The organism is Micromonospora sp. WMMD967 (assembly GCF_029626165.1).
In the GTDB taxonomy this organism is placed as follows: domain Bacteria; phylum Actinomycetota; class Actinomycetes; order Mycobacteriales; family Micromonosporaceae; genus Micromonospora; species Micromonospora taraxaci.
This window is the reverse complement of sequence record NZ_JARUBK010000001.1, coordinates 2,106,308-2,128,528: the sequence shown is the minus strand read 5'-3', so window position 1 is coordinate 2,128,528 and position 22,221 is coordinate 2,106,308. Positions and strand designations below refer to the sequence as shown.

Genomic DNA, 22,221 nt, shown 5'->3' with positions numbered 1-22,221 from the left:
CCGTTGACGACGAACGGGTCCCGGCCTGGTGGCCGGGACCCGTTCGTCAGGTGCTGTTGGTCAGTTGCCGCCGTTGGGGGCACCGTGGCAGCGCTTGTACTTGCGGCCCGACCCACACGGGCACGGCGCGTTGCGGGACGGGCCGTTGCTCGCCTCCGCCTGGTTCGGCGCCGGGCGACGGGAGCCGGCCGTCGGGAGCGCCGGGCCACGAAGTCCGGACGCGGGTCGCTGCGGCGCGGACGGGGCGGTCTGCCCCGGTGCCGCCGGAGCGTTCGGGGACGGTCGGCCCACGCCGAGCGCCGGAGCCTGCTGCTCGGCCTGCTCGACGGCGACGGCGCCAGGGCTGGCCTCACCGTCGATGGTGGGGGCGGAGTATTGCAGGCCCTGCCGCCGCGGCGCCTGGTTGAGGCCCTTGGCACGAATCTCCACCGGCTTGTCGAGCAGGGTGACCTCGTCGGCCCCCTCCTCCGGCTCCGGTTCGGTCACCTGGACGTCGATGTTGTAGAGGAAGCCGACAGTCTCTTCCTTGATGCCGTCCATCATGGTGGCGAACATGTCGAAGCCCTCGCGCTGGTATTCCACCACCGGGTCGCGCTGGGCGTACGCCCGGAGGTTGATGCCCTCCTGGAGGTAGTCCATCTCGTAGAGGTGCTCGCGCCACTTCCGGTCGATGACCTGGAGCAGCACCATCCGCTCGAGCTGACGCACACCCTCGGGGCCGAGCTGCTCCTCGCGCCGGTCGTAGGCGGCGTTCGCGTCCTCCTTGAGGCGGGCGACCAGGAAGTCGGCGTCCATGCCGGACCGCGAACCGCCGGCCTCCTCCTCCAGCTCCTCGATCGTCACGCCGACCGGGTAGAGCTGCTTCAGGCTGGACCAGAGCTGTTCGAGGTCCCAGTCTTCGCCGTAGCCCTCGGAGGTGGCGCCCCGCACGTACGCCTCGACGGTGTCGTCGATCATGTTGCGGACCTGGTCGGAGAGGTCTTCGCCGTTGAGCACCCGGAGTCGCTCGGCGTAGACGACCTGGCGCTGCTTGTTGAGCACCTCGTCGTACTTGAGGACGTTCTTGCGGATCTCGGCGTTCTGGCCCTCGATCTGGGCCTGGGCGCTCTTGATCTGCCGGGTGACCATCTTCGACTCGATGGGCACGTCCTCCGGGATGTTGAAGCGCTCCATCACGGCCTCGACCGCACCGGCCCGGAAGCGTCGCATCAGCTCGTCCTGGAGGGACAGGTAGAACCGGGACTCGCCCGGGTCGCCCTGCCGGCCGGCACGACCGCGCAGCTGGTTGTCGATCCGGCGGGACTCGTGCCGCTCGGTGCCCAGCACGTACAGACCGCCGGCGGCGGAGACCTCTTCCGCCTCGGCGTCGCAGGCCTGCTTCCAGGTGGGAAGGACCTCCTCCATCGCCTTGGCGTACTCTTCCTCGTTTTCCAGCGGGTCGAGGCCGCGCTGGCGCAGCTCGCTCGCGGCGAGGAACTCGGCGTTGCCGCCGAGGAGGATGTCGGTGCCACGGCCAGCCATGTTGGTGGCGACGGTGACGGCGCCCTTACGCCCGGCCTGGGCGACGATCTCGGCTTCCCGGGCGTGGAACTTGGCGTTCAGCACGTTGTGCGGGATGCCGCGTCGGCGCAGCAACTGGGAGAGGATCTCGGAGTTTTCCACCGAGACGGTGCCGACCAGCACCGGCTGACCCATCTGGTGCCGCTCGGCGATGTCCTCGATGACGGCGTTGAACTTGGCCTTCTCCGTCTTGTAGATGACGTCGGGCCGGTCCTCGCGGACCATCGGGCGGTGCGTCGGGATGGTCACGACGCCGACCTTGTAGACCTTGTTGAACTCGCTCGCCTCGGTCTGCGCCGTACCGGTCATGCCGGACAGCTTCGTGTAGAGGCGGAAGTAGTTCTGGAGGGTGATGGTGGCCAGGGTCTGGTTCTCCTGCTTGATCTCCACCCCCTCCTTGGCCTCGATCGCCTGGTGCATGCCCTCGTTGTAGCGACGGCCGTGCAGGATGCGGCCGGTGAACTCGTCGACGATCAGGACCTCACCGTCGCTGACGATGTAGTCCTTGTCGCGCTTGTAGAGCTCCTTGGCCTTGATGGCGTTGTTGAGGTAGCCGACCAGCGGGGTGTTGACCGACTCGTAGAGGTTGTCGATGCCGAGCCGGTCCTCGACCTTGGCGACACCGCGCTCGGTCACCGCGATGGTGCGCTTGGAGTGGTCGACCTCGTAGTCACCCTCGCCGTCGGTGCCGGGCTGGAGCCGGGCCACCACGCCGGCGAACTCGCCGTACCAGCGCGCGGAGTGCTCGGCCGGACCCGAGATGATCAGCGGCGTGCGCGCCTCGTCGATGAGGATGGAGTCGACCTCGTCGACCACCGCGAAGTTGTGGCCGCGCTGGACCAGCTCGTCCTTCGACCAGGCCATGTTGTCGCGCAGGTAGTCGAAGCCGAACTCGTTGTTGGTGCCGTAGGTGATGTCGCACTCGTAGGCGGCCTTGTGCTCGCTGGCCGGGCGGTTGGGCAGGACCACGCCGACGGTCAGCCCGAGGAACTCGTGCACCCGACCCATCCACGCCGCGTCACGCTGGGCGAGGTAGTCGTTGACCGTGATCACGTGGACGCCCTTGCCGGAGAGCGCGTTGAGGTAGACGGCCATGACCGAGGTCAGCGTCTTGCCCTCACCGGTCTTCATCTCGGCGATGTTGCCGAAGTGCAGCGCCGCGCCGCCCATGACCTGGACGTCGTACGGGCGCTGGCCGAGCACTCTGGCGGCCGCCTCGCGGGCCACCGCGAACGCCTCCGGCAGCAGGTCGTCGAGGGTCTCGCCCTCGTCGAGCCGCTCTCGGAACTGTTCGGTCATGCCGGCCAGTTCCTCGTCGGTGAGGTTGACGTAGTCGTCCTCGATCGAGCTGACGGCATTGGCGATCGCCTTGAGGCGGCGCACCATGCGGCCCTCGCCCGCGTTAAGGACCTTTTCCAGAATCGACACGGATCAACGCTCCCCTAGACAGTCTCGAACCATCGTAGGCGCTCCATCGGCCCGATGGTCACTGGTGGCGGTGCTCGACCCCGCCGAACCCGACAAAACTCGCGCCCTGCACACGCCTCAAACGTTATCCGGTTACGCCGTCGGCGAACGCTGCGGCAGGATGCACGGGTGGAGCCCGTGGAGATCATCGAGGACGGCGTGCTGCTGCGACCCTGGCGGGAGGCGGACGCCGAGGCCGTGCACCGAGCCTGCCAGGACCCGGACATTCAGCGCTGGACGACAGTGCCGCGCCCGTATCGGCCGGAACACGCGCTCGGTTTCGTCACCGAGGTGAGCGGACGAGCCTGGGCGGAGGGCAGCGGCGCTCCGTTCGCGGTCTGCGACCCGGCGACCGGCGACCTGCTCGGCTCCTGCGGTCTGATCTCCATCGACCCGGCCGGCACCGGTGAGATCGGCTACTGGACCGCCCCGTGGGCGCGGGGCCGGGGGGTGATGGTCCGGGCCACCCGGGCGGTGGCCCGCTGGTCCTTCGACAGCCTGGGGCTGCGCCGGTTGATCTGGCAGGCCGAGGTGGGCAACCACGCCTCCCGGCTGGTCGCGCTGCGGGCCGGCTTCCGGGTCGACGGGCGGCTGCGGCTGGCCCACTCGCCGCTGCAGGGCGCCGCGGACGGCTGGATCGGCTCTCTGCTGCCCGGTGAGGTGCCCGCGCCCGGGTCGACCGGGCCGGCCGGTCCGGGCACCCTGGCCGCCCGGCGGGCCGCCGTCTTCGGCCGCCCGCAGCCTGTCCTGTTCGCCACCGCCACCGCCGCCGCAGACGCAGACGCAGCCGGCGAGCTGCGGCTTCGGCCCATGGAGGAGCAGGACCTGGACGCCGTGGTACATACCTGCCAGGACCCGGAGAGCATCCGCTGGACCACGGTGCCGGACCCGTACGACCGCGCCGACGCGCAGGGTTACCTGGCCTACGGTCGGGACGCCTGGGCTCGGGGGGACGCCGCCTGTTTCGTGTTCGCCGACCCCGACGACCGGTATGTCGGCACTATCGACCTTCGACTCTCCTCCGGTGACCCGCTGCTGGCGGACGTGGGGTTCATGACCGCCCCCGAGGCCCGTGGCCGGGGATACCTGCCGGCCGCGCTCGTCGCCCTCAGCGCCTGGGGGTTCAGCACGTTGGGCCTGGCCCGCATCGAGTGGCGGGCGAACGTCGGCAACACCTCCTCCCGCCGGGCGGCGGAGAAGGCGGGCTTCACCGTCGAGGGGACCGCCCGGGCCGGGGTGCAGCACCGGGGCGAGCGCGTCGACGTGTGGGTGGGCGCGCTGCTCGCCAAGGACCTGACGTGAGCTTCGAGCAGGTCGTGGAGGCGCACGGGGTGCGGTTGCGGCCGTTCCGCGACGAGGACGTCCCCGATGTGGTCGACGGCTTGGCCGACCCGGTCAGCCAACGGTTCATGACCGGCCTGCCGTCGCCGTACACCGAGGTCGACGCCCGGTGGTGGATCGACGAGGGCGCCCCGGCGGCCTGGACCGGCGGCGGCGCGGCGTATGCCGTCGCGGACCCGGCCACGGACCGCCTGCTCGGCACCGTGGGCCTGTCCAACCCCGTGCCCGCGCGGGGGCAGGCCGAGATCGGCTACTGGCTGCGGCCGGCAGCGCGCGGACGAGGCGTGGCCACGGCGGCGACCCGGGCGCTCGCCGAGCACGCGTTCGCCTCCGGGACGGCTCGGCTGGAGCTGCTCACCGCCGTGGAGAACGGCCCGAGCCAGCGGGTCGCGCTGGCCGCCGGTTTCCGCTACGAGGGTTCGCGCCGGTCCGCCGGTAGCGCCCGCGACGGGGGTCGGCACGATCTGCTGGCCTGGGTACGCCTCGCCGGCGATCCTCCCGGCCCGGTCGCCCGGCTGCTGCCCGACCTGCCCGACGGGGTGCTCACCGATCAGGTGGTGGCGCTGCGGCGACTCGCGCCGGGCGACGCGGAGCTGATGTACCGGCTGCACAGTCGACAGGAGGTGGTGGCGAACCAGGCGCCGCCCGTGCCGCCGACGCGGGAGGCGATCGAGCGGCGCTGCCGTCTCGCGGAGAGCGGATGGCTGACCGGCGAGATCGCCCGGTTGCTGATCACCGACGTGTCCAGCGGGGAGCCGGTGGGCAGTTGCGGGCTGTCGTACACCGATGTGGCCGGCGGCGAGGCGTCGGTGGGCTACGCCCTGTTGCCCGACTGGCGCGGCCGGGGGTACGCGACGCGGGCCGTCCGGCTGCTCGCGGCCTGGGCGTTCGGCGTGGTCGGCGTCGCTCGGCTGAGCGCCGGTACGGTGCCGGACAACATCGCGTCGCACCGGGTGCTGGAGCGGGTCGGGTTCCATGGTGAGGGCCTGCAGCGTGGCCGCCTGCCGGGCCTCGACGGCACCCGTCTGGACGATCTGACGTTCGCGCTGCTGCCCGGCGATCTGCGCTGAGACCGGATCAGGGAGTTGTGGCGGGACTCGACCCGCCACAACTCCCTGATCGAGACGGTCAGGGGGCGGTCAGGTGGCGAGGGAGATGATGCCGTAGTCGTAGGCGTGTCGCCGGTAGACGACGCTGGGGCGGCCGGACTCCTTGTCCTGGAACAGGTAGAAGTCGTGCCCGACCAGTTCCATCTCGAACAGCGCGTCGTCGATCGTCATCGGCTCCGCCGGGTGCACCTTCTCCCGGGCGATGTGCCACGGCTGCTGGTCGTCGTACTCCTCCTCGACCCGCTCCGCGACGGCGGTGCCGGCGCGGGCACCGTCGGCCGGCGCGCTCAGGGCGGGGGCCACCAGGTCCGCGACGGGCAGGCCCGCGGTGGCCTCGGCGACGGAGATCGGCGCGTGCCGGCCCCGGTGTACGCGGCGACGGTCGGCCGCGCGACGCAGCCGGGTGTCGAGCTTGGCGATGGCCGCGTCGAGCGCGCTGTAGAAGTCGTTCGTGCAGGCCTCGGCCCGAATGACCGGGCCCCGGGAAACGCAGGTGATCTCCACCCGCTGGCAGTGGTCGGCCTGGCGCGGATTGCGCTCGTGAAACAGCTCGACATCGACACGAATAAGCTTGTGGTCGTAGCGTTCGATCTTTGCGAGTTTCTCGGCTACGTGCACCCGGTAATGGTCCGGCACTTCGACGTTTCGGCCCTTGACCACGATGTCCACGTGACCTCCCTTGTTCGGACGGTCTTCGATCCGGTTAGCCCGGTCGCGCGCCGTGGGGAGACCCGCTGGCGTCGACCGGTTGGTACGGCTACGCCTCCTCTCACCGCCAGGGGCGGGTGGAAGGACCTCCTACCCCCGACAGCGAAACGCTAACTCCTGTTTGCTCGACAGTCACCCCATGTTGCCGAGACAGCCCAGGATTTTTCGCAGCTCGTACACCAATGGGTGAAACGGAAACACGATCGGTTACGAGTGGTGTCTTTTCTCGGTCGCCGCGAGCACCGCGGCCACACTCGGTGCCCACCCGGTGGCGGTCAGCACCCGGGCCGCGGCGGCCAGGGTGACGCCGGTGGTGACGATGTCGTCGAGCAACACCACGACCGGCGCCCCGCTCGCGGGTCGGCCCCGGTCCGGTGTTGTGGAGCGCGGCCGGAACGCCGCTTCGGCCGCCGCCGCCCGACCGGTGCTGTCCAGGGTGACCGAGTCGGGTCGGGGCAGCGCGCGCAGTGGGCGGTGCACCCGCACCGCCCAGCCGCTCCGGGTGAGACGGGCAGCGCAGTGCCGGGCCAGCCGGTCCAGGTGGTCCCCGTACCGGGACCGGGCCGCTGCCGCCGTGTCCGGGACCGGGACCAACGCCAGCGGCCTGGCCTCGCCGACCGCCGCCGCGACGACCTCCGCCAGCAGCGCGCCGAGAGGGCGGGCCAGCCCGTGCCGGCCGTGTTCCTTGTACGCCAGCAGCGCCTCGCGCAGCGGGCCGGCGTACGGGCCGAGCGCGACACAGGGCGGCAGGCCCGGTGGGGCGGGTGTGGGCCGGACCGACAGTGGCCGCAGCGCCTCCAGCGCGGTGACGCAGGCCGGGCAGACCCCGTGCCGCAGGCCGGGCCACCGCTCCCGACAGCCCGCGCAGGTGGTGGGCAGAACCAGGTCGGCGAGGTCCGCCCAGAGCCCGCTCACCGTGTCAGTAGAGGAAGAACGGGGCCGACGGGTTGCTCGGGCGGACTCCGGTCGGCACCGGGGCGATGTCCCGCACGCGCTCGGGTTCGATCCGCTCGAACGGGCTGCTCCGGTAAGCCACCCCGTTCGCCTCGTACATGTAGGCCCCGCTGGGTGCCCGCACGGTCCGGTTCGTCGGGTACGCCGTCAGGTGGTTGACCTTGGCTCCCACGTCGGTCCGCAGCGGTGTCTCCAGGGCGCCGTCGACGCTGATCTCGTAGATCGCCTGCTGGCCCGCCGACCCAGCCACCACCAGCCGGTCCTCCCGGCCCCAGTCGACAGCCGTGAGGCCGGTGAGCGAGGTAGCCACCTGCCGGGGCGGCCCGATCGAGACACCGCCGCCGTCGAGGTTGACCGCGGCGACGTAGAGCCGCCCGCCCGCGATCAGCGCGACGCGCTGGCCGTCCAGCGCGGCGGCCACCGCTGTGACGTTGCCGGAGGGCAGGTTGAGCGGCACCTGGTACATGCGGGCCGCCTCGTCGAACCGGTAGAGCTGCCCGTCGGCCACCACCAGGCCGCGACCGGCCCGGGTGTCGGCGGTACGCAGCCAGACCGGGCGGCTCATCGAGGTGTGCTCCGTGTCGCTGCGGCTGACGCCGGTGACCGGCGCGGCGCCCGAGCCGACCGACAGACGGTACCGGCCGTCGCTGCTGCCGGCGGTGATCATCGCGGCGAGGATCCGCCGGTCCTTGGCCACGGCGAGGTCGGCGGAGACGATGTTGCGGTTCACCTCGGGCGCCAGCGGCACCGTCCCGCTGAGTTCGCCCTGGAAGTCGAGCGGGTGGATGGCGCCCTCGTACACGCCGAACCGCTGCGGGCTGTCGGCGTTCGGGTAGAGCTGCTGGGCGGTTCGTCGCTCGTCCAGGTCCTGCACGGGCTGCGGGTTGTTGCGGATCTTCAGCTCCAGCTCGCCGGGCAGGTCACCGAGCGACCAGGCGAGTTGGGTGATCAGCTGGTCGATCCCGTTCCGGTCGTCACCGGACATGTCGAGGTTGACCTCCCACCGGCTGTCCGCGCCGGTGGCGTTGTTGATCAGCTCGGTGCGGTCGGGCAGCCCGACGACACCCGGACGCAACCAGTCGGAGGGCCCTCCGACCAGCCACTTCACCACCTCGTTGACCCGGCGCTCGCTGGGCACCGCCAGCGGCCGGTAGCGCTGGTCCGGCACCAGGCGGCTGCGGTCGGAACTCCAGAAGTAGATCGACTCGTCCTGGTAGTACTGCTTGAGGGCGACGTCGCTGAGCAGCAGCACGTTCGGCGGGTCGACGACGTAGAGGCCGGCACGCTCGTCGTTGGCACCGCCGTCGAGCGCCGCGCTCCGAAGCCGGAACTCGTACTCCGTCTCGGTCGCGACGGGCGGGGCGAGGACGCCGTTGGCCCGCAGCACACCGATCTGCTGCACGGTGATCTTGACGGTGGTGGTGGAGTCGCTGTTCAGCGTGTAGACCGCCTCGCCCAGCCGGACCACGTTCAGCGCGACCTCGCTGCCCTTCTTGTCCTGCAGGCGGGACTTCGACTCCGGGGCGACGAACGCCTTGACCCGCTCGTAGGCCCGGTCCGGCTCACCCGCGGCGGCGGACAGGAAGTTGCGGACGAACATCTCGTTGTCGCTGCCGCTGGACGTCCGCTTCGGCGGCTCGCCGCTGCGCAGGTCGACGACGCCAGCCCCGGTCGCGGCACCGCCCTTGCCGTCCACCCGCACGTCGGAGCCGGCCGGGATGCCACAGCCGGCGCCCAGCAGCACCACCACTCCGAGTGTTCCGAGCAGGGACTGTCGTTTCACGAGCGCACCTCCGCCCGCTGCTCGTCACCGGTCTGAGTCGGGCCGCCGGCCGACTCTCCACCCGGGCCGCCCGCCGACGTTCCGCCGCTGCCCGGGCCGATGGCCAGGGCACCACCGGTGCCGGGGCCGATGGCCAGCGGGCCACCGTCGCGGGGGCCGCCGAAGGGCAGCGCGGCGTCGGCCGGCACCAGTCGCAGCGGCGAGGTGGTCAGCCGGTCACCGGCGCGGGCCGGCAGGGTGAGCCGGAACTGCGCGCCCTGCCCGGGAGCACCCCACGCCTCCAGCCAGCCGCCGTGCAGCCGGGCGTCCTCCAGGCTGATCGACAGGCCCAGCCCGGTGCCACCGGTCTGCCGGGCCCGGGACGGGTCCGCCCGCCAGAACCGGTTGAACACCAACTTCTCCTCGCCCACCTTGAGCCCCACCCCACGGTCGCGGACGGTGATCGCCACGGCGGTCTCGTCGACGCCGAGGGTGATCAGCACCGGACGGGCCTCGCCGTGCTCGACCGCGTTGCCGACCAGGTTGCGCAGGACCCGTTCGACCCGGCGCGGGTCGACCTCGGCGATCACCGGGGCGCTCGGCAGGTCGAGTTCGATCGGGACGCCCACCCGCTCGGCCAGACCAGCCAGCCGGTCGACCACCCGGTGCACCACCGGCACCAGGTCGGTCGGCTCGGAATCCAGCATGGCGAAGCCCGCGTCGAACCGACTGATCTCCAACAGGTCGGTGAGCAACTCCTCGAACCGGTCCAACTCGGCCTGGAGCAGCTCCGCGCTGCGGGCCACCGCCGGGTCGAACTCGTCGCGCTCGGCGAAGATCAGGTCAGCGGCCATCCGGACGGTGGTCAGCGGCGTACGCAGCTCGTGCGACACGTCGGAGGTGAAGCGGCGCTGCAACCGGGACATCTCCTCCAGGCGCAGGATCTGCCGTTGCAGGTTGGTGGCCATCTGGTTGAACGAGGCGGCCAGCAGGGCGAGGTCGTCCTCGCCGTTGACCACCATGCGCTGGTCGAGCAGGCCGGCGGAGAGCCGCTGGGCGGTCCGCGCGGCGACCCGGACCGGGTTGACCACCAGGCGGGTGACCAGCGCCGCGAGCAGCCCGAGAAGGATCACCAGGGCGACCCCGGTGGCCACCACTGTGGCCCGGGCGTCGGCGGCGGTGACGTCCTGCCGCGTCAACGGCACCAGGTAGTAGATCTCGATCTGGCCGAAGCGGGTGGGCACCGGTGAGCCGTACACCAGATATTTGGTCGTCTCGCCGGTGAGCCGCCCGGTGCGGATCTGGCTGGCCACCTTGCCGTCGGCGATCGCGGCGCGCAGCTCCGGGCTGATCAACGGTCGGACGTTCGCGGCGGGCGCGGTGCGCGTCTGGATCTGGTCGGGGTAGCCGTTGGCCGTGATCGCCACCACCACCCCGCTGGTCTGCTGCGGGTCGCCACCGGCGAGGTAGTTGACAGTGTCGTCGATGGTCTCCTGGAGCTGCGCCTCCTGCGGCTGGCCGTAGAGCGAGACCTGCTTGGTGGCGTAGCTGGCGCCGCTGGTCACCCGTTGCCGGACGTCGCTGCGGGCGTTGTCCAGCAGGATGGTGGTGATCTTGTCGGCGATCAGGAACGCGAAACCGCCGACCAGCAGACTGGACGCGACGAGCGTGATGGTGACGACCCGGACCTGAAGCGAGCGGCGCCAGGTCTGGTGCACCCGGGCCACCAACCGGGCGACCCGGCCGCTCACCGCACGCCAGACCTCCCCGCCGGCGCTGGGCCGGCGGGCGGCCGTGCTCGGGGAGGGTGTGGGCGGCGAGGTCGACACAGTGCGACCAGGCTATCCGGTCCCCGCCTTGTAGCCCACGCCCCGCACGGTGAGGATGATTTCCGGGCGCTCCGGGTCCGGTTCGATCTTGGCCCGCAGCCGTTGCACGTGAACGTTGACCAGCCGGGTGTCGGCAGCGTGCCGGTAACCCCAGACCTGCTCCAGCAGCACCTCACGGGTGAAGACCTGCCGGGGCTTGCGGGCGAGCGCGACCAGCAGGTCGAACTCCAGCGGCGTGAGCTTCACCTCCTCGTCGTTGCGACTGACGGTGTGCGCCGGCACGTCGATGGAGATCTGGTTGTCGGGCGGCCCGATGGTCAACATCTCGGGGGCCACGTCCTCGCCCCGGCGCAGGCGGGCCCGCATTCGGGCGACCAGCTCCTTGGGCTTGAACGGCTTGACCACGTAGTCGTCGGCACCGGACTCCAGGCCGAGCACGACGTCCACGGTGTCGCTCTTGGCGGTGAGCATGACGATCGGCACGCCGGATTCACCCCGGATCGACCGGGCAACGTCGATACCGCTCATTCCGGGCAACATAAGGTCAAGCAGCACGATATCGGGACGACTGTCACGAAATGCGGCCAACGCCCGCTCGCCGTCCGCCACGAACGAGGGCAGGAAACCCTCACTACGCAGCACGATGCCGAGCATCTCGGCGAGCGCGGGGTCGTCGTCGACCACCAGTACGCGGGCTCTCATGGGATTAATATTGCATCCTCATTCAGTTCGGTGGGACCGGCGTCTGCCTGCCTGTCACATGATCCCCCTTCGACGCCACCCGGCGCCACCGCAGCCCCGGCCGTTTCCGCTGTCGCCAACCGGACGGCGGTCAGCCGAAGAGTGCCCGCCCCCAGTGGTCCCCGCCGTCACGTACCCCGGGAGGGCACGCGAACACACCGCTGGAGACGTGCCGCAGATATTCGTTCATCACGTCGTGCCGCGCCAACTGGGTCTGGATCGGCACGAACTGGCGACGCGGATCGCGCTGGTAGGCGATGAAGAACAGACCCGCGTCGAGCCGTCCGAGGCCGTCGGAACCGTCGACGAAGTTGTAGCCGCGACGAAGCAACTGGGCGCCACCGTTGCGGCTCGGATGGGCCAACGTGACGTGGGCGTGCTCGGCGATCACCGGCTTGCCGTCCGCGCCGCGCGCGGCGAAGTCCGGCTCGTCGAACTCGTCGGTCCGCCCGAGCGGAGCACCGCTGCCCTTGCTCCGCCCGACGATCTCCTCCTGCTCGGCCAGCGGGGTACGGTCCCAGGTCTCCACCAGCATCCGGATCTTGCGGGTGACCAGGTACGAGCCCCCGGCCATCCAGTCCGGCCCGTCGCCCGGCTGCACCCACAACTGGTCGCGTAGCAGGTCGGTGTCCTCGGCCTTGAGGTTCGCCGTCCCGTCCTTGAAGCCGAACAGGTTGCGCGCGGTGGCCTGCTCCCGGGAGGTCGACGAGGTACGGCCGAAGCCGAGCTGCGACCAGCGGACGCTGACCACTCCCATGCCGAGTCGGGCCAGGTTACGGATCGCGTGCACGGCCACCTGCGGGTCGTTGGCGCAGGCCTGCACGCAGAGGTCGCCCCCGGAGAGCTGTGGCTGCAACGCGTCGCCCGGGAACTTCGGCAGCTCGGCGAGGGCGGCGGGCCGCCGGTCGGCGATCCCGAAGCGGTCCCGACCGTCGGCGTCGCGGAACAGCGTCGGGCCGAAGCCGATGGTCAGGGTGAGCTGCGAGGGGGGAAGACCGAGCGCCTCACCGGTGTCGTCCGGTGGGGCCTCCGGCATCCCCCCGACCGCGCCGAGAATCCCGGCGTCCTGGCCCGCCGTCATCCGGGCGGCGGCGGCCGTCCACTCTTCGAGCAGCTCGACCAGCCGGGCCCGGTCCTTGGTGATCACGTCGAAGGCGACGAAGTGCAGCCGGTCCTGCGCCGGGGTGACGATGCCGGCCTGGTGCTCGCCGTGGAACGGCACCGCCCCGGCCGGGTGGTCGCTCGCCGCGGCCGGGCCGTGGGAGTCGTTGACCATCGCCCCCACGCCGACCGCCGCACCGGCGACCCCGGCCACCCCGGCGCCGGCGAGCGTGATCGCCCGCCGCCGGGTCAACCCTCTCCCGCTCATCTGTCCCCCTGAGATCCGGTCACTTCGCGACGGCCGCGGCGACCTTGCTGATCGGCTCGGCGAGCGCGTTGATCCCGTCGGAGAGCTCCTTGAGCTCGGGCTTGCTCAACGCGGTGTGCAGCTTCCACCCGTCGCCGTCGCGGTGCTTGCCGAGCAGCGCCTCCACGTTGGCGAACTCGGTGTCGAGCTGCGTGACCAGCTCCGGCGCACGCTGTTGCAACGCGGGCCGGAGGGCGGACACGGCGGCCTTCGAACCCTCCAGGTTGGCGGCGAAGTCCCACAGGTCGGTGTGCGAGTAGCGGTCCTCCTCACCGGTGATCTTGCCGCTGGCCACCTCGTCGAGCAGTTCCTTGGCACCGTTGGCGAGCTGGAGCGGGGAGAGCTTCTCGGCGTTGGCCCTGGCCACGATCTCCTTCACGTCGACGAGCAGCCGGTCGGCGATCGGGCCGTCCTTGCTGATGTCGCCGGACTGCCAGAGGTCCTTCTCGATGCGGTGGAAGCCGGTGAACTCCATCCCCTCCTCGATGACCTCCTCGCGGCCATCGATCTTGGGGTCGAGGTCGCCGAAGATCTCGGCCACCGGCTCGATCCGCTCCCAGTAGGTGCGGGCGACCGGGTAGAGCGCCTTGGACTTCGCGACGTCACCGGCCTTCACCGCGCCGACGAACTCCTCGGTCTTGGCGAGAAGCGCTGTGGTCTGGCTCTTCACGTAGCGCTGGTAGTTGGCGCTGGCGTCATTCAACGCTGCGTCGGCGGTGAGCGGCTGGGCGGACCCGCTGACCTTGAGCGCTCCCCGGATGCCCTTGCCGCTCATCCCCGGCTTGCAGGCCGTCTGGTACGTGCCGGCCGGCAGCTCGACGTGCAGCTCACGGCTGAGCCCGGGGGCGATGTTCTCGACCTCGCCCATCACCCGGTCGCCGTCGGCGTACACGTAGAACTCGGTCACCTTCGCGCCCGAATTGGTGATTTTGAAGGTGGCGGTGCCGGCGCCCAGGTCGGTCGTGCCGACCTCACAGGCGGTGTCGCTGGCCTTGACCACGATCGCACTGCCGGCCGCGGCCGGGTCACCCTTGTCGGAGTCGGAACAGGCGGCCAGACCGGCCGTTGCCAGCACGCCGGCGGCGGCCAGCGCGAAGAACTGGGTGGTACGCATCTGAGCTGTCTCTCCTCGTGGGTCAGGCCCGCGGCGACGTGGACGCCGCCTCGGCCTCAGCCTCGGCCTCGGTGCCGGTGTCGGCCCCGCGCTCGGTGACGGTGGGGGTGGCGGCGGGTGCCGGCTTGCGCCGGGCCGGTCGCAGGAAGAGCAGGAGGACCGGTACGGCGTACGCGACCCAGGCGATCGTCTCCAGCACGGTGGGGGCGGGAGTCACGTTGAACATGCCGGCGAGCAGGTGGGCGTACCAGGTGGTCGGGTCGAGCACGCCGGTGATGTCGAAGGCCAGGTCGTTCAGGCCGGGCAGGACGCCGGCCTCCTGGAAGTCGTGGACGCCGTACTTGAGGATGCCGGCGGCGACCAGGATCAGCAGGGCCCCGGTCCAGGTGAAGAACGTGCTGAGGTTGATGCGTACGGCGCTGGCGTAGAGCAGCACGCCGAGGACCACGGCGGTGACGACGCCGCCGATCAACGCGAGCAGCGGGCCACTGTCGCCGACAGCTCCCTGGGCGGCCGAGTAGAAGATCAGCGCCGTCTCCAGCCCTTCGCGGACTACCGCGAGGAAGGCCATGCCGGCGACTGCCAGGGACCCGACGGCCAGCGCGTCGGTGAGCTTGCCCCGCAGTTCGCCCGCGATGGTCCGGGCGGCCCGGCGCATCCAGAAGATCATCCAGGTGACGAAGACCACGGCGGCGACGGAGGTGATCGCCTCGAACAGCTCCCGGTCCTCGGAACGGGCCAGCAGCGAGGTCGACGTGTACTCGATCAGCCAGCCGAAGAGCACCGAGAGCGCCACGGCCAGGCCGACGCCCGCCCAGACCTGGGGCAACCGGTCCCGGCGCTGCGACTTCACCAGGAAGGCGACGAGGATGCTGACCACCAGGGTGGCTTCCAGGCCTTCCCGCAGGCCGATCAGGTAGGTGGCGAACATCCGGGCTCCGAGTGATTAGGCACGCCTCAACTAACTTAGGGCAGGCATACCTTCCTCTCGCGCGAGGCTCGCGTCAAGTCGTTCACGACAAGCTCACTCACCCCGTGACCAGCCTGTTCGCCCCGCGCGAGGCAGATCGCCCTCAGTCGGCTGTGGGAGGATCCCGCCGTGAAGGGATTCCTGCCGTGGCTGACGGTGCTGGCCGTGGTGCTGCTGCTCAGCGCGCTGCGCATGCGGGCGCTCGCCACCATCGTGTCGGTCGGGTGGCTGGTCTGGTGCGTCTGGACGTGGTTCCGCCCCACCCGACGCGACCCCCGCTCCGGCTGAACGGTCGGCGGATACGACGAACCGGGCCGGCTGCGAACAGCCGACCCGGTCCGGAAAACCGTCGATCAGTAGCGGTAGTGATCCGGCTTGAACGGACCCTCCTGGGAAACGCCCAGGTAGGCCGCCTGCTCCTTGGTCAGCGTGCTCAGCTTGGCGCCGAGCGCGCCCAGGTGCAGCCGGGCCACCTTCTCGTCCAGGTGCTTGGGCAGCACGTACACGCCGATCGGGTAGTCCTCGGTCTTCGTGAACAGCTCGATCTGGGCGATCGTCTGGTTGGCGAACGAGTTCGACATCACGAAGCTCGGGTGGCCGGTCGCGTTGCCCAGGTTCAGCAGACGCCCCTCGGAGAGCACGATGACGGCGTGACCGTCGGCGAAGCGCCACAGGTCGACCTGCGGCTTGATGTTGATCCGCTCCACGTCGGAACGCTTGGCCAGACCGGCCATGTCGATCTCGTTGTCGAAGTGGCCGATGTTGCCGACGATGGCCTGGTGCTTCATCCGGGCCATGTGCTCGTTGGTGATGACGTCGAAGCAGCCGGTCGCGGTGATGAAGATGTCCGCCTGCTCGACGACGTCGTCCAGGGTGGCGACCTGGTAACCGTCCATCGCGGCCTGCAACGCGCAGATCGGGTCGACCTCGGTCACCACGACCCGGGCGCCCTGACCGCGCAGCGACTCGGCGCAACCCTTGCCCACGTCGCCGTAGCCCATGACCACTGCCATCTTGCCGCCGATCAGGACGTCGGTGGCGCGGTTGATGCCGTCGATCAGCGAGTGCCGGCAGCCGTACTTGTTGTCGAACTTGCTCTTGGTCACCGAGTCGTTGACGTTGATGGCCGGGAAGAGCAGGGTGCCCGCCCGGTGCATCTCGTAGAGCCGGTGCACGCCCGTGGTGGTCTCCTCGGTCACGCCCTTGATGCCGGCGGAGATCCGGGTCCACCGCTGGCCGTCCTCGGCGAGCGAGCGGTGCAGCAGCCCGAGGATGACGGCGTACTCCTCGGAGTCGGCTGACTCGACCGGCGGGACCGCCCCGGCCTTCTCGAACTCGGCGCCCTTGTGCACCAGCAGGGTGGCGTCACCGCCGTCGTCGAGGATCATGTTCGGGCCCTGCCCGTCCGGCCAGGCGAGCACCTGCTCGGTGCACCACCAGTACTCCGGGAGGGTCTCGCCCTTCCACGCGTACACCGGGACGCCGGCCGGAGCCTCGGGCGTGCCGTCCGGGCCGACGACGATCGCCGCGGCGGCGTGGTCCTGGGTGGAGAAGATGTTGCACGACGCCCAGCGCACCTGCGCGCCGAGCGCGACGAGCGTCTCGATCAGGACGGCGGTCTGGATGGTCATGTGCAGCGAGCCGGTGATCCGCGCGCCGGCGAGCGGCTGCGCCTCGGCGAACTCTCGGCGAATCGCCATCAGGCCGGGCATCTCGTGCTCGGCGAGCTGGATCTCCTTGCGCCCGAACTCCGCGAGCGACAGATCCGCCACCTTGAAGTCGCCGTCGGCGAGCGTGCTCGGCCGGGCCTCGGACGGCGTACCGCTGGCGGCCGCCGGGAGGGTGCTGGTCATGAAAGCTCCTGTCGAACGATGTCTGCGCCGACCCTCCACCTTACGCGCGTTGGCGACGGGCATCCGGGGGACCGGTCGCGGACAGCGCACGGGGCGGTCGGTGGTGGACAGACCAAGCCGCCCACGTCCCGCCCGCCCCGTGCATCCCCCCGGTTTGGTTCCCCCGCACGTTCTCGGACCGTCGTCGCGATAACGCTGCGTACTCATAGAGTCACACTCGGGCAGGGCGGCGTCAAGCTATTCCGGAAAAGTCGGACTTGTGTCGGGGCCCTGCGTCGTCAGCTCAGCCCCGACGTCGCCACGTACGCCTCCCCGACGCCGCTGATCCGCAGCGGCTCGCCGGCCGCCGTGCCGATCGCCGCTTGGCCGGACACGAGCGTCACCGCCCCGGCACCGTCGTCCACCGTGACCGAACCACCACCGCAGAGCACCACCCGAGGACCGGGCAGCGGCAGCGTGACAGTGGGCACAGCCGCGTCGACGCGTACGTGGTGCAGCGCGAAGTCGTCCACCGGCACGGGCCACCAGGCCACACCCGGGCCCACCGGCTGCGCGGCGCGCACCGGATCGACGAGCACCTCGAAGCGCAGCACCCGCAGCAACTCGTCGACGTCCACCCGCTTCGGGGTCAGACCACCGCGCAACACGTTGTCGCTGGCCGCCATGATCTCCACACCACAGCCACTCAGGTAGGCGTGCAGGTTGCCGGCCGGCATCCAGATCCCCTCCCCCGGCACCAGACGCAGGTGGTGCAACAACAGCGCCACCAGCGCGCCCGGGTCCGCCGGGTACGCCTTGGCCAACCGGTGGACCAGCTCCGCGTCCGGGCCGTCGGCCGGCGAGGCCAGCACGGAACCCAACAACGCTGCGCGCTCGGCGACCGGCCAGCCGAGCAGCGTCCGCACCGCCGTCCGCAGCCCCGCCGGCCCGGTACGCAACGCGGCGACCACCGGCGTCAACTCCGGTACGCCGAACGCGGCGAGCGCTTCGGCCGACTCAGTCGGGTCCCGGAAACCGCACAGCGCCTCGAACGGGGTGAGCGCGACCAGCAACTCCGGCTTGTGGTGCGGGTCGGAGTAGTTGCGTTCCCCCTCGGGGCGCCCCTCCTCCGCCGCATAACCGGCCCGGGCCTGTTCGGCGTCCGGGTGTGCCTGGAGGCTCAACGGCGCGTCGGCCGCGAGGACCTTGAGCAGGAACGGCAACCGGCTGCCGAACCGCTCGGAAACCCGCTGGCCGAGCCACTGCCCCGGCTCGTCCCGCACCAGGTCACAGAGGCTCACCTGCAGGCCGGCACGGGCCACGCGGGCCGGGGCGCCCGGGTGGGCGCCCAACCACAGCTCGGCCTCCGGCCCCTCACTGGGTACCGGCCGCCCCTGAAGGAGCGCGATGGCGGAACGGGAACCCCAGGCGTAGTCGCGGATCGGTCCGTACAGCGGCTCCACGGGTCAGCCTCCGGCCCGCCCGGCCGCCTCGCCGGACGCACCGTCGACCTGCGGCACTGCGGTGTCGGCGGCAGCGCCGGTGCCGGCGTTGGCCGCCGCGACGCTGTAGACGTCCGGCTCCAGGTAGATCACCCGGGCGATCGGCACCGCCGCGCGGATGCGCGCCTCGACGGCGTTGATGCCGCGCGCCAGGTCGTGGGCGCTCTCCCACTCCGGCACGGCGATCTTGGCAGCCACCAGCAGCTCTTCCGGACCCAGGTAGAGCGTCTTCATGTGGATGATCCGCTCCACCTCCGGACCGTCGGTGACGGCCCGCTCGATGGCGGCCAACTCAGGCGCCTCAGCACCCTCGCCGAGCAGCAGGCTCTTCGTCTCGATGGCCAGCACGACGGCGATGACGACCAGCAGGATGCCGATCATCGCGGTGCCGGCGGCGTCCCACTCGCCGTTGCCGGTGATCAGCGTCATGGTGACGCCGAAGAGCGCGAACACCAGACCGATGAGCGCGCCGAAGTCCTCCAGGAGCACCACCGGCAGCTCCGGCGCCTTGGCCCGGCGGATGAACCGCACCCAGGACTGGTTGCCCCGGATGTGGTTGGACTCCTTGATGGCGGTCCGGAACGAGAACGACTCCATGGCGATCGCCACCACGAGCACCACCACCGGCAGCCAGTGCCAGGACTCGATGCCGTGCGGGTCGTGCCACTTGTGGTACGCCTCGTACAGGGCGAACAGGCCACCGATGCTGAACAGCACGATGGACACGATGAACGCGTAGATGTAGCGCTCCCGGCCGTACCCGAACGGGTGCTCCGGGGTGGCTGCCCGCTTCGCCCGCTTCCCGCCGAGCAGCAGCAGACCCTGGTTGCCGGAGTCGGCGACCGAGTGGACCGCCTCGGCCAACATCGACGAAGAGCCGGAGAGCAGGAACGCGATGAACTTGGTGACGGCGATGCCGACGTTGGCCAGGAGGGCGGCGACGATCGCCTTCGTCCCACCGTTGGCGCTCATGCCGCCGCTCCGCTTCGCCGCACGAAGCCGACCGGTCCGCGCATGACGCGCCGCCCCCGAGGTCCGTTCACTGGTTCGACAGCTCCTTCATTTCGGTGATGGCCGGAACGGCCATCGGGTCCAACCCGTGCGCCAGAGCGAGGTAGATCGAGGCGAAGTCCGGGACCGCGACCAGCGAGGCCAACCGCTCCAGCGCGGAGCCACCCTCGGCGGTCACCACGTCGCACCGCACACCGCGACGCTCGGCGAGGGTCTGCACCGCGTCCGCGCGGCGCTCCTCGACGGCGAAGGGTTCGTCGGTGTCGTCCTCGGCGTTGAGCCCGCCGTCACGCAGCAGCACCAACCGCAGCCGGGTGCCGTCGCCGTCGTCGTCGGTCGGGTCGGCGAAGATGTCGCGCTCCCCCTCGGCCAGGCCGCCGAAGACACCGTCGAGCAGCCCGACCCGACCCCGACCGGCCTCACCCAGCGCCCCGGTGACCACCGGGTAGCGGGCGTTGGCGGACAGGGTGTCGCCGAACCGCCGGGCGGCCACCGTCGCCAGCGGGGACGAACCCCACACGATCGGAATCGACCCGGCCAGCCCCAGGGCCAGCGACTTGGCCGGGTTGACGAACGACTCCGCGGCGGACCGACAGCGGTCGGCGTCCGCGTCCAGTCGGGCCGCGGTCTCCGCCAGGTCCGCCTCGTTGACCTTCACGAGCCCGAGGGAACGGGCGGCGAGCAGAACCGGCACGGTGAGCGCCCAGAGGCTGGCTCGCGCCGGCGCACGCCGGGGCACCGGGATGAACGGTGCCCGGGCCTGCTCGGCGATCGACTGCAACTGCGAGTCGGGGGCGCCCACGGCGACCAGTCGGGCACCGCGCCGGTGCGCGGCCTCCGCCGCACCGAGCGCCTCCGGGCTACGGCCCGACGCGCTCACCGCGATCACCACGTCGGCCGCGCCCACCCAGCCGGGCACGCCCGCGCTGCGGTGCGCGATGACCGGGACCGGGCAGCGAGGTCCGGCGACAGTGGCCAGCACATCACCGGTACGCCCCGCCGTGCCGATGCCGGCGATGACGACGGCTCGGGGCCGCCCGTCGTCGGCGAGCACCGACAGGTTCGCCTCGGCGGCCAGCGCGGCGCTCTCGCGCACCTGCGCGCCGGCCGACGCCGTGTGCCGGAGCATGCCGCCCGGGTCGTGCTCGGCCAGCGCCTCCGGATTGTCGAGCAGGGCCTCGTCGGCGTCGCGACGTCCGCTGACCCCGGCCGTACCGTCGATCATGAGGGCTGCCCTCCAGGGCCGCCGCGCGCCTCGTCGAGCAGCAGCACCGGCACGTCGTCACGGACCTCGAAGATCCGGCCGCACTCCGTGCAGGTCAACGTCTGCGCCTCGGCATCGTAGGTGAGCGGGGCGTGGTGCGTGTCCGGACAGGCGAGAATCTCGAGCAACTGCGGATCCAGGGCCATGGCACGGCTCCTTCCACGTGTGCGGCTTCACCGACGGCGGTGCCGACCGGCGCAGGCGATCTTATCGGCGAACGCGGTCGAGCACGTCGTCCCGGAGCGAGACCATCCGATCACGGGAGGGCGCCTCGACGTTGAGCCGAAGCAGCGGCTCGGTGTTGGACGCACGCAGGTTGAACCAGGCGCCGTCGGGGAAACGCAGGGTCAGCCCGTCCATCTCGTCGGCCACCGCGTCGGGGTACGCGGCCCGCACCTCGGCCACCGCCGCTGCCTGGTCGGTCACCGTCGAGTTGATCTCGCCGGAGGCGATGTAGCGCTCGTACTCTCCGGCCAACACGGACAGCGGCAGCGACTGCTCGCCCAACGCCGCCAGGGTGTGCATCGCCGCGAGCATGCCGGTGTCGGCGAACCAGAAGTCGCGGAAGTAGTAGTGCGCGGAGTGCTCGCCGCCGAAGACGGCGTTCGTGCGGGCCATCTCCGCCTTGATGAAGGAGTGCCCGACCCGGGCGACCACCGGCTGCCCACCGTGCTCACGGATGATCTCCGCGACCGCGCTGGAGGTGATCAGGCCGTGGATCACCGTGGAACCTGGGTGCTTGGCCAGCTCACGCGCGGCGACCAACGCGGTGATCGCCGACGGTGAGACCGGCTCGCCCCGCTCGTCCACCACGAAGCACCGGTCGGCGTCGCCGTCAAAGGCCAACCCGATGTCGGCGCCGTGCTCGACAACCGCGCGCTGGAGGTCGACCAGGTTCGCCGGGTCCAACGGGTTGGCCTCGTGGTTGGGGAAGCTGCCGTCCAACTCGAAGTAGAGCGGCACGATCTCCAGCGGCAGCGGCGACAGGGCGGCGTCACCCAACACGGTCGGGACGGTGAAGCCACCCATCCCGTTACCGGCGTCGACGACCACCTTCAACGGCCGGATGCCCGAGAGGTCCACCAGCTTGCGCAGGTAGCCGGCGTAGTCGGGGAGCAGGTCACGCCGCTCGGCCGGCCGGGTCGGCTCACCGGCCGGTCGCGCTTCGCCGGAGTCCAGAAGGGCCTGGGCCCGGTCCCGGATCTCCGCCAGACCGCTCTCCTGGCCGATTGGACGGGCACCGGAACGGCACATCTTGATGCCGTTGTACTGCGCGGGGTTGTGGCTGGCCGTGAACATCGCACCGGGCAGGTCGAGCGAGCCGGAGGCGAAGTAGAGCAGGTCCGTGGAGGCGAGCCCGATCTCGATCACCGAGCGCCCCTCGGCGCGTACGCCGGCGGCGAACGCGGCGGCCAGCCCGGGTGAGGTGGCCCGCATGTCGTACCCGACGACAACCGCGTCGCCCGGCTCGTCGGTGGAGTTGAGCAGCTGGGTGAACGCCGCCCCGAGCGCCTCAGCGGCTCGTTCGTCCCACTGGTCCGGTACCGTCCCTCGAACGTCGTACGCCTTCACGATCTGGGACAGATCAGACACGTGTTCCACTCCTTGGCCGCAAACTGGACACCGATCCTGAGCCTAACGGAGGCACC

General features: G+C 71.0%; 18 protein-coding genes. 3 read left to right on the top strand and 15 right to left on the bottom strand.

Annotated features, from left to right (window positions below):
• Positions 1–60 precede the first annotated feature (60 nt).
• The gene (secA, locus tag O7631_RS10070) at positions 61–2,988 is read right to left on the bottom strand and encodes a preprotein translocase subunit SecA (protein WP_278143998.1); all 2,928 of its coding nucleotides are present in this window, start codon (positions 2,986–2,988) and stop codon (positions 61–63) included.
• A gap of 168 nt (positions 2,989–3,156) precedes the next feature.
• Between secA and O7631_RS10065 the strand changes: the two genes are divergently transcribed.
• Positions 3,157–4,329, top strand: coding sequence for a GNAT family N-acetyltransferase (locus O7631_RS10065; protein ID WP_278143997.1), 1,173 nt, complete (start codon positions 3,157–3,159; stop codon positions 4,327–4,329).
• Complete coding sequence (locus O7631_RS10060) at positions 4,326–5,438, top strand: GNAT family N-acetyltransferase (RefSeq protein WP_278143996.1); 1,113 nt, start codon at positions 4,326–4,328, stop codon at positions 5,436–5,438. The genes O7631_RS10065 and O7631_RS10060 overlap by 4 nt, the downstream gene beginning before the upstream one ends.
• A gap of 69 nt (positions 5,439–5,507) precedes the next feature.
• Here the strand turns inward: O7631_RS10060 and raiA are convergent, their stop codons facing one another.
• The 8 genes from raiA to efeU all read right to left on the bottom strand — a co-directional run bounded on the left by raiA (position 5,508) and on the right by efeU (position 14,924).
• A complete protein-coding gene (raiA, locus tag O7631_RS10055; RefSeq protein WP_145786423.1) occupies positions 5,508–6,146 on the bottom strand; it encodes a ribosome-associated translation inhibitor RaiA in 639 nt (212 codons plus the stop codon).
• A 246-nt stretch (positions 6,147–6,392) separates the two neighbouring features.
• Positions 6,393–7,100 carry a ComF family protein gene (locus tag O7631_RS10050; protein ID WP_278143995.1) on the bottom strand — a complete coding sequence of 236 codons (708 nt, stop codon included), beginning with the start codon at positions 7,098–7,100 and terminating at the stop codon, positions 6,393–6,395.
• Positions 7,101–7,104: 4 nt separating this feature from the next.
• Complete coding sequence (locus tag O7631_RS10045) at positions 7,105–8,922, bottom strand: LpqB family beta-propeller domain-containing protein (protein WP_278143994.1); 1,818 nt, start codon at positions 8,920–8,922, stop codon at positions 7,105–7,107.
• Positions 8,919–10,730, bottom strand: a complete 1,812-nt coding sequence (gene mtrB, locus O7631_RS10040; protein ID WP_278143993.1) for an MtrAB system histidine kinase MtrB — start codon at positions 10,728–10,730, stop codon at positions 8,919–8,921. The genes O7631_RS10045 and mtrB overlap by 4 nt, the downstream gene beginning before the upstream one ends.
• Positions 10,731–10,742: 12 nt before the next feature.
• On the bottom strand, positions 10,743–11,432 hold the full coding sequence (mtrA, locus tag O7631_RS10035; RefSeq protein WP_088986230.1) for an MtrAB system response regulator MtrA: 690 nt from the start codon (positions 11,430–11,432) through the stop codon (positions 10,743–10,745).
• Positions 11,433–11,562: 130 nt separating this feature from the next.
• The gene (efeB, locus tag O7631_RS10030) at positions 11,563–12,840 is read right to left on the bottom strand and encodes an iron uptake transporter deferrochelatase/peroxidase subunit (RefSeq protein ID WP_278143992.1); all 1,278 of its coding nucleotides are present in this window, start codon (positions 12,838–12,840) and stop codon (positions 11,563–11,565) included.
• 19 nt (positions 12,841–12,859) lie between these two features.
• The gene (efeO, locus tag O7631_RS10025; protein ID WP_278143991.1) at positions 12,860–13,993 is read right to left on the bottom strand and encodes an iron uptake system protein EfeO; all 1,134 of its coding nucleotides are present in this window, start codon (positions 13,991–13,993) and stop codon (positions 12,860–12,862) included.
• A 22-nt stretch (positions 13,994–14,015) separates the two neighbouring features.
• Entirely contained in the window at positions 14,016–14,924 is a 909-nt protein-coding gene (gene efeU / locus O7631_RS10020) for an iron uptake transporter permease EfeU (protein ID WP_278143990.1), read from the bottom strand.
• A gap of 168 nt (positions 14,925–15,092) precedes the next feature.
• Here efeU and O7631_RS10015 point away from each other — a divergent pair, with 168 nt between their 5' ends.
• Positions 15,093–15,251, top strand: a complete 159-nt coding sequence (locus tag O7631_RS10015; protein WP_167524990.1) for a hypothetical protein — start codon at positions 15,093–15,095, stop codon at positions 15,249–15,251.
• Between the two features lie 65 nt (positions 15,252–15,316).
• On the opposite strand, the gene ahcY is transcribed toward O7631_RS10015, so the two are convergent.
• From ahcY to O7631_RS09985, 6 genes are all read right to left on the bottom strand, one after another.
• Positions 15,317–16,816, bottom strand: coding sequence for an adenosylhomocysteinase (gene ahcY, locus O7631_RS10010; protein ID WP_278143989.1), 1,500 nt, complete (start codon positions 16,814–16,816; stop codon positions 15,317–15,319).
• A 278-nt stretch (positions 16,817–17,094) separates the two neighbouring features.
• Positions 17,095–18,258 (bottom strand): mannose-6-phosphate isomerase, class I, encoded by a 1,164-nt coding sequence (gene manA, locus O7631_RS10005; protein ID WP_278143988.1) that lies wholly within the window; start codon positions 18,256–18,258, stop codon positions 17,095–17,097.
• Positions 18,259–18,261: 3 nt separating this feature from the next.
• Entirely contained in the window at positions 18,262–19,269 is a 1,008-nt protein-coding gene (locus O7631_RS10000) for a cation diffusion facilitator family transporter (RefSeq protein ID WP_278143987.1), read from the bottom strand.
• Positions 19,270–19,336: 67 nt separating this feature from the next.
• Positions 19,337–20,533 (bottom strand): SIS domain-containing protein, encoded by a 1,197-nt coding sequence (locus O7631_RS09995; protein ID WP_269681033.1) that lies wholly within the window; start codon positions 20,531–20,533, stop codon positions 19,337–19,339.
• The gene (locus O7631_RS09990) at positions 20,530–20,718 is read right to left on the bottom strand and encodes a Trm112 family protein (protein WP_088986235.1); all 189 of its coding nucleotides are present in this window, start codon (positions 20,716–20,718) and stop codon (positions 20,530–20,532) included. Before O7631_RS09990 ends, O7631_RS09995 begins: the two co-directional genes overlap by 4 nt.
• 61 nt (positions 20,719–20,779) lie before the next feature.
• Positions 20,780–22,165, bottom strand: coding sequence for a phosphomannomutase/phosphoglucomutase (locus O7631_RS09985; protein ID WP_278143986.1), 1,386 nt, complete (start codon positions 22,163–22,165; stop codon positions 20,780–20,782).
• Positions 22,166–22,221 lie beyond the last annotated feature (56 nt).